Source organism: Treponema primitia ZAS-1, from assembly GCF_000297095.1.
Classification (GTDB): domain Bacteria; phylum Spirochaetota; class Spirochaetia; order Treponematales; family Breznakiellaceae; genus Termitinema; species Termitinema primitia_A.
This window is the reverse complement of the sequence record NZ_AEEA01000058.1, coordinates 70,459-77,923: the sequence shown is the minus strand read 5'-3', so window position 1 is coordinate 77,923 and position 7,465 is coordinate 70,459. Positions and strand designations below refer to the sequence as shown.

Sequence of the window (7,465 nt, the reverse complement as noted above, 5' to 3'; positions counted from 1 at the left end):
CCTATCCTTCTATTTTAATCATATCTTCTTTAAGAATATCCTCAAGCCGTACAACTTCATAATCCGCATTCTGCCGGAGTGCGGGAATTCTTTCGGGCCAAATGTGGGAAATATACTCGGTGGTGAGTATCGTAGTTATTCCGGCCTCCCGGGCTCCGCGCAGTTCTTCGTGTCCGCCGTCTCCAACGTAGAAACACTGCGCCGCTTTAATTCCCAGCCGGTCCAGGGCAAGACGGAATATCCGCGGGTCCGGTTTGAGGAGACCCTCGTAGTAGGAAAAAAGTACCTGATCAAAGGCGGCGCTGAGGGGCGAACCTTCCCAGTGGTATACATCCGCCGCATCGGCGTTGCTTATCAGGCAGGTTTTAAAGCCCGCTTGCCGGATTTTTTCCAGAAGCTCCAGATTTTTTTTATCAACCCCGTAGAGGGCCCGCTTGATCCTTGCCAGCCGGGCATCGGCGGCGCGGCGGAGCAGCTCCTCATCAAGGTCCAGGCCCCGCAGTATATGGCGGACCATTTCGTAGGGGTCACGGATTTTCCCGCTTCCCCGTACATCATAGTCTATACCGTTCCGCCGCTCAAATTCACTGCGTTCCATCCCCAGGACCGCATATTCACTTTCCCGGGAATATTCTTCCTTCATGGGATCTATCAGGGTAAAAAAAAGATCGAAGATAACTGCCCTTGGCTCCGGCATTGGTTCCTACAGTTTTCGGGACCCCGGTTTTACCGCCGGTATGCCCTTTTTGCAGAGTTCACAGGTATCCTGTTCCCAGTTTCCCACCACAACCGTACAGGCTGCGTAGAGGGGCCAGGAAACCGGAACCCCCGCAGCCCGGCGGTCCACCACACAGGCTAAGCCGCTTATTTTTGCCCCCAGGGCTTCCAGAACCGCGGCGCTTTCCCCGGAGGATTTTCCGGTGGTAACCACATCTTCGGCGATAAGCACCCTGGCCCCGCTCTTTATCTCAAAGCCCCGGCGAAGGGTCATGGCGCCGGTATCGTCCCGCTCGGTAAAGAAGCCCGGCAGCCCCAGTTGGCGGGCAAGTTCGTAGGCTACGACGATTCCCCCCATGGCGGGACCCACAATGACGTCCACCGCAAGTTTCCCCGCCCTGATATCCGCTTTTAACCGTTCCGCTACCCCCGCCAGAGCTTCCGCCGCCCGGTCCGGGTACTGCAGGAGCCGGGCGCACTGGAAATACCGGTCCGAATGACGGCCCGAGGAGAGGAGAAAATGCCCCTCCAGCATGGCTCCGGACTCTTTTAGTAAGGTGATGGTATCTTTCATAGGTAAAATATACCCGGGAAGGGGCTTCCGCCGCAAGCTTAATTGACACAATTGACGCAGGAGAAGCCTTCAAGTATGATCTACCAATGAAGGTTTGGCTTAAACTGTTAATCGGCTCCCTCCTGGGAGTCCTCCTTGGATACCTCCTGCCTAATGACAATCAACGTATCCTTTCAATTTTGAGTTGGCTCGAAAGGATAGCTATCAGGATAGGCCGGTACGGCACGGTTCCTATCATCATTTTTTCCCTTACCATAGCGATTTACGAGCTCCGTCAGGATGGTCAGTTCTGGCGCCTTATCCTCCGTTCCTTCCTGTTGATCCTGGGAAGCGCCGTTTTTGTTGTTTCCTCGGGGATCCTGGTAACCATGATCTTCCCCCCGGACCGGATCCCGATTCAAATTGAGGAACAGGTAGAGCTTATTTCCCTGAATGTGCCCGAAGCGGCCCTAGAACTCTTCCCCTCAAATATGCTTGCCGCCCTGTTCTCCGACGGGGTCTACCTGTTACCCCTCTGCGTCTTTGCCTTTTTCCTTGGCATGGGCCTTTCCTATGACCGGAATTATACCAAACCGGTGATTTCCCTGCTTGATTCCCTGTCGCGGATTTTTTATCATGTGGCTGCCTTTTTTTCGGAAATCCTAGGGCTGATTATCATCGTCCTTGCGGCCTATTGGGCGATACGGTTTCACGGGGTCCTCCAGGCCGATGTTTTTAGGGATCTTATCCTGCTCCTGGCTGTTTTCAGCGTGGTTTTAGGCTTTGTCATCCTGCCCCTATTTCTCTACTTTATCAGGCCGAAGGTTAATCCCTGGGTTCAGCTCTACGGCTCCTTGGGTCCCGCCCTGGCTTCGTTTTTTTCCGGGGATATCAACTTTTCTATCCCGGTGATTATCAGGCATGTTAAGGAAAATCTTGGCGCCCGCCGCCGCTCCAATACCGTTACGGTGACCCTCTTTGCCGCCTTTGGCCGGGCGGGCAGCGCCATGGTAGCTGCCGCTGCATTTATTGTGATAATCAAATCCTATTCCAGTTTGGGGGTTACCCTGATGGATGTGGTTTCCATAGGCATCCGGGCGGTGCTTATATCCTTCCTCCTGGCCCGCCACTCCGGGGACGCCGCCTATACCGCCCTGGCGGCACTCTGCCTTGATTACGGCCGGGGCTATGAAGCGGGTTACCTCATCCTCAAACCCATGGCCTTCTACCTCATCGCCATCGGCGCCTTCCTGGATGTGATGATAAGCTGTTTTGCCAGTTTCGCCCTGGCCCGGGGCAGCGGGTTCCAGGAGGATCGGGAACCCCGGCACTTTATCTAGGACCGACAGGCTGCAATGGCGGTGCCGATAACACTCCTACTATTTCAAGCAAAACTGCCCGTACAACGTAAGTCCTTATGGTATAAGGAATTATTATATCTTAGAGCCGCCCGCTATTGGGGTTTTCCCTAAACTTTACGTTTTATTAAAAATCTGTTGCTTTTTAGTTTAGGATTTGTTATTCTATTTGTTAACGACCGTTCGGTAACATATAGTAATACCAATGAATAAAATAGATATAAGAGAAACAGCATTCCCTGAATATCATTCCCGTTTAACAGGGAAAAAGGAGCGCTAATACGGCAAAAATTATAATTCCGTTATTTTTAAGTATTACTGCTCTCTTGCCTTCCTGTGCCCTATCAAAGGCAATCTATCTTGGGCAGAATGATTACACATACAGAGTAGGCCCGCAAACGCCTGATAGCAAGACCGAAGATATAAACGGTGCGTTTCCTCATGCGGTATATATCAAGACAAGGACCCAGACCTTTAACACGTACCATTATTATATCCTCCATGAAGGCCGGATTTGGTATAAAAGCATAGACCCGGTGGTGGAACCAAAAAATTGGACGCTGTTTGCCAAAACCGGATTAAAAGCAGACACAATCGCGGAAATATCGGCGGATGCGGATGAACTGGTAGCGCTTTCTGTGGAAGGCAGTTTCCATCGTTACTGTTTCGACATAACTATCGCGCATAAAAGCAATGTCTGGCTTAACAAGCAGGGCTGGCCCAATGAGGAACAGCTTTTTCTTGATCAGCGTACCGGAAATAACGTATCTTGGTCATTGGGAAAGCGTAATCGCCATGTACTTTATTATGAAGACCCTTTTGGTAATCAGCACCACAACGGAACTATGGAAATCGTTACAACCTATGTACTCTTAGAGGATGGGCAAGAAATCTGTTACGGTGATACGGGGCTTCCTCCAGATTTTTCCCGGAACTATATCGGGCCGGAACGGGGGACCTTCAAGGCCTGCGCCCTTTCAGCCAGTGCATCAACCATGTTCGTCATAAATGAGGCGGGAGAGATGTACACCCGCCTTGCGGATTTTGACACCATAGGCTGTGACCCCATGCTTTTTAAGTACACCTATAGTCCCTATATATCCAATCGACCGGGAACAATTTATCGTTCCAATTTGACTGAATGGGGACTCCCCGCCGAAGACTGGCGGCCCCAGCCCCGCATTCCCCTTGCCGGGAAAGCCGCCGTCACCCGGCACATAACGATACTGCAAAACGGTCAGGGCAACGGTGCGCGGGAACTGCGCGTCGCCGGTCTCAATGAAACGGGTGAAACCGGTTATTGGACTAAGGCGATTTTTGCCGGTTCCTGGGAATTCAAAACGGCGCCGCTCTATTTTAGTGATGACGCGATTTTGCTAAGCGAATTACCCCATGGAGAACGGGGACCATCGCCGGATAAACACTATAGCGGTTTTTACTGGAATGGCAGAGAAAAGGAAACCGGATGGGAATATGCTATCCCTAATTTCAACATCCTTGAAGGGGACTGCGATATTCGTATTACCCGGCAAGGGGAGACCTGTACACTGAAACTCTATCCCGTGGAGATGTGGACCTATCTTAAACGCGATTATCTGCCCGGCAGGACCGGTTCACCTAAAATGTTCATGGTTACCCTTTCAATTCCCCCAAACGCCTTTGATGGCCTTTCCGATACCTTTACCCAGGATCTTACCGAAAAATATGCGAAGAACGATAAAAAACTTTTTCAATATACCCTGGTGGCGTCAAACCGCTATATCATCATGCGGGAAACCGGCAGCGCCGATTCCGTGTTATACTTGACCGATGGAGCCATATCAAATCAATACCCTGAATCCCAGATAATTATTCAGTATATTGAAACCTTCAAAGAAATGCAGCGTTACCGTTCACCCGAATTAACCCTTGATAATAATACCATGATAACAGTCGAAGCATTAAACAATAAAATTGCATTAAACAGGGCACTATGTGATGAACTAAAATATCAAATCCGCGCCCTGAAATGGTCCCAGCTTACCGCCTTTAATTTTAACTTAGGGTACATACCGGCCCATTATATCGCCTGGCTTACTCCATTACGTTTTATTGACGTACCGAAAATCCGCACCATTACCAATTTTGGCGATCGTGTTATTTTAGCGAATAGTGCATATATAAATACTATTTCCGCAACCCGCATTTTGGTATATGAAAAAATAGTTGAATTATTAAAACTGAGAATCCTCTCTTTTAATGAGATGGTAAAAGAGTTTTCGGAAACGCAGTCAAACGCTGCTTTCCCCCCTTGGTATTCAGAAAATATTTTTGATTACTGGGACATTGCAGGGCTGCCCCATACCATAGCGGGGACATTCTTTGTTCCGGAAAATGATCGCACAAATCGCACCCCAAATCAAGAGATACCCGCAGTTTTGTCATTCACGCAGCCCGAATCAGATCCGGGATTTTTTGGTTGGTATTTTATCATCAAGGAATCAACCGTTTCTCCGAGTGCGGGAAACAGCTTTTCCCTATATATTGATCCTCTCAAAAACGCCAAGAGGATCTATTCTCGTAAAGGTAAAACACCGCAGGAACGAAAATTACAGCTGGATTGTACCCTGTATATTCAAAGCGGTTCAGACACCCCTATTGAACAGTCTGTCATTGATCGCAGCCTTAAACCATTTATTGATGAACTTAAAGAACCAAGTATCAATGTAAGAATATCCTTTGATGGACGCATATTCGAGATAAAAGAATACCCGCCACACCATTCGAGCACAATTATTTTTCGCGGGGAATTCTGAGCCACGTAAGTCTTTATGTTAAAAGGAATTATCACACTTTAGAGCCGCCGCTATTGGGGTTTATCCTAAACTTCATTTTTTTTACAAAAATCCCCAAAAATCTCTTGACATAGAAGTTAGTCTCTGCTATCTTTCGTTTAATTAGTATGAGCTAACAGTGTGAGAGTTATCTGACGAAAGGAGCATGGTTTTGCGTAAAAAGTTAGTATTGCCTATCTTGATAGTGCTTATGATAAGTATGGTTTCTTCCCCTGCCTTTGCAGCCTTTGCATCCTGGAATGAAATAGTAGATGAAATGCGGGATGTGATAAACCAATCCTATGAAACCTACCTGACTGGGGATGCTGATACTGCCAAGGAACAGGTGGATACGGCCTATTTCGGGTATTATGAAAAACTTGGGTTTGAAAAGACCGTGATGGCCTATATTTCCGGGGCTAGGGCTGCAAAAGTGGAGTATCAGTTCAGTTTTATCAAGAAAGCCATGACCGGAGGGGCCCCAAACAATGAGGTGAGACAGGCCCTGGATCTTCTGGTGCAGTATCTCAGGGAGGATGCCAACCAGTTGGATGGTAAGGGGGAGAGCGCCCTGGGGGTCTTCCTGGGTTCCCTGCTGATCATAGTCCGGGAAGGGTTCGAGGCCATCCTGGTGGTCGGCGCCATAGTGGCTTATCTCTTAAAGAGTGGAAACAAAAAAAGTACCACGCCGGTCTACTGGGGGGCGATCCTAGCCCTGGGCCTCAGCGTAGTAATGGCCTTTATCCTGAACGCCCTTACAGGGAACGCTAGCGGTCAGGGTCAGGAGATTCTGGAAGGGGCCACCATGCTGGTGGCGGTGGCGGTGCTTTTCTACGTAAGCAACTGGATGGTGTCCAAGGCAGAGTCGGAAGCCTGGACTTCTTATATAGAAGGAAAGGTTCAAAGTTCCATAACTAAGGGCTCCATGTTCTCCCTGGCCTTCGCGGCGTTCCTCGCGGTTTTCCGGGAAGGGGCTGAGACCATCCTTTTTTATCAGGCCCTGCTGGCCCAAACCCAAAGCTACGTCAACATGGTGTGGCTCGGCCTGGGCATCGGAGCGGTACTCCTGGTGGGGATCTACATCCTCATCCGGGTGGTGAGTTTCCGCCTGCCCCTGAAGCCCTTTTTCCTGGGTACCAGCGTACTGCTTTTCCTCATGTCGGTCACCTTTATCGGTAACGGCATCAAGGAACTTCAGGAGGGGAATCTTATCGGGGTCACCCCGGTTTCCTTTGTGGGCTCCGTGGATATCCTGGGTATCTATCCTACCTTGGAAACCCTTATCCCACAGATACTGCTGCTGGCCGCCACCATCATAACCTTTGTGGCACAGCTCAAGCGGAACAAGCGTCCCATTAACAATGGTATTAACTCGGGCCGTTAGGCCATGAGGAGAAAATTAGGAAGGAGTGAGTACATGAATATCAGAAAACTGATGGTACTTCTATTGATTGCGGGCTGCACCGCCTTTGCCTTTGCCGGCGGTGGTCAGCAGGGAACAAAGCCAGCCAGCACGGTTGCCCCCGGCGAGGTTGCCGGTTTTGAAGAATTTCCCTTAGGGGATGATTTTGAATTGGGGCCCCTCAATGTGGCGGGAGTCTATTTCCAGCCTGTGGATATGGAACCCGCTGCCGCAGGACTTCCTGCGGCCCAGTCGGATATACACATTGAAGCGGATATCTCCGCCCTGGAAAACGAACTGGGCTATGGGGTCGGCGACTTTGTCCCCAACCTCACGGTCAAGTATGAGATTGCCCAGGCCAATGGCTGGAAAATCGAAGGGACTTTTATGCCCATGAATGCCAGCGACGGCCCCCACTACGGCGCCAATGTTAAACTCAACGGCATCGGGGATTATACGGTCAAATTCTTCATCCAGAATCCCGAAGCCCAGGGCTATGTGCTTCACGTGGACAAGACCACCGGCGTACCCGGCCGTTTCTGGGGCCAGCCCCTGGTTGCTGAATGGAAAGTGGCCTACGCGGGGCCGCAGTGGTAGTAGAATTGCTTTAGGTTAGAGTATT

General features: G+C 50.0%; 6 protein-coding genes. 4 read left to right on the top strand and 2 right to left on the bottom strand.

Going from position 1 to position 7,465, the window contains the following annotated elements; all coding sequences use genetic code 11:
- Nucleotide 1: 1 nt before the first annotated feature.
- Together TPRIMZ1_RS0111185 and pyrE are read right to left on the bottom strand one after the other, a co-directional pair.
- The gene (locus TPRIMZ1_RS0111185) at nucleotides 2–697 is read right to left on the bottom strand and encodes an HAD family hydrolase (RefSeq protein WP_010259460.1); all 696 of its coding nucleotides are present in this window, start codon (nucleotides 695–697) and stop codon (nucleotides 2–4) included.
- Between the two features lie 6 nt (nucleotides 698–703).
- Entirely contained in the window at nucleotides 704–1,291 is a 588-nt protein-coding gene (gene pyrE, locus TPRIMZ1_RS0111180) for an orotate phosphoribosyltransferase (protein ID WP_010259457.1), read from the bottom strand.
- Between the two features lie 86 nt (nucleotides 1,292–1,377).
- Here pyrE and TPRIMZ1_RS0111175 point away from each other — a divergent pair, with 86 nt between their 5' ends.
- The 4 genes from TPRIMZ1_RS0111175 to TPRIMZ1_RS0111160 all read left to right on the top strand — a co-directional run bounded on the left by TPRIMZ1_RS0111175 (nucleotide 1,378) and on the right by TPRIMZ1_RS0111160 (nucleotide 7,440).
- Nucleotides 1,378–2,610 carry a cation:dicarboxylate symporter family transporter gene (locus TPRIMZ1_RS0111175; protein WP_010259454.1) on the top strand — a complete coding sequence of 411 codons (1,233 nt, stop codon included), beginning with the start codon at nucleotides 1,378–1,380 and terminating at the stop codon, nucleotides 2,608–2,610.
- 554 nt (nucleotides 2,611–3,164) lie between these two features.
- Entirely contained in the window at nucleotides 3,165–5,423 is a 2,259-nt protein-coding gene (locus TPRIMZ1_RS18855; protein WP_157784222.1) for a hypothetical protein, read from the top strand.
- Between the two features lie 190 nt (nucleotides 5,424–5,613).
- Complete coding sequence (locus TPRIMZ1_RS0111165; RefSeq protein ID WP_010259450.1) at nucleotides 5,614–6,825, top strand: FTR1 family iron permease; 1,212 nt, start codon at nucleotides 5,614–5,616, stop codon at nucleotides 6,823–6,825.
- 33 nt (nucleotides 6,826–6,858) lie between these two features.
- Nucleotides 6,859–7,440 (top strand): iron transporter, encoded by a 582-nt coding sequence (locus tag TPRIMZ1_RS0111160; RefSeq protein WP_010259448.1) that lies wholly within the window; start codon nucleotides 6,859–6,861, stop codon nucleotides 7,438–7,440.
- Nucleotides 7,441–7,465: the final 25 nt, after the last annotated feature.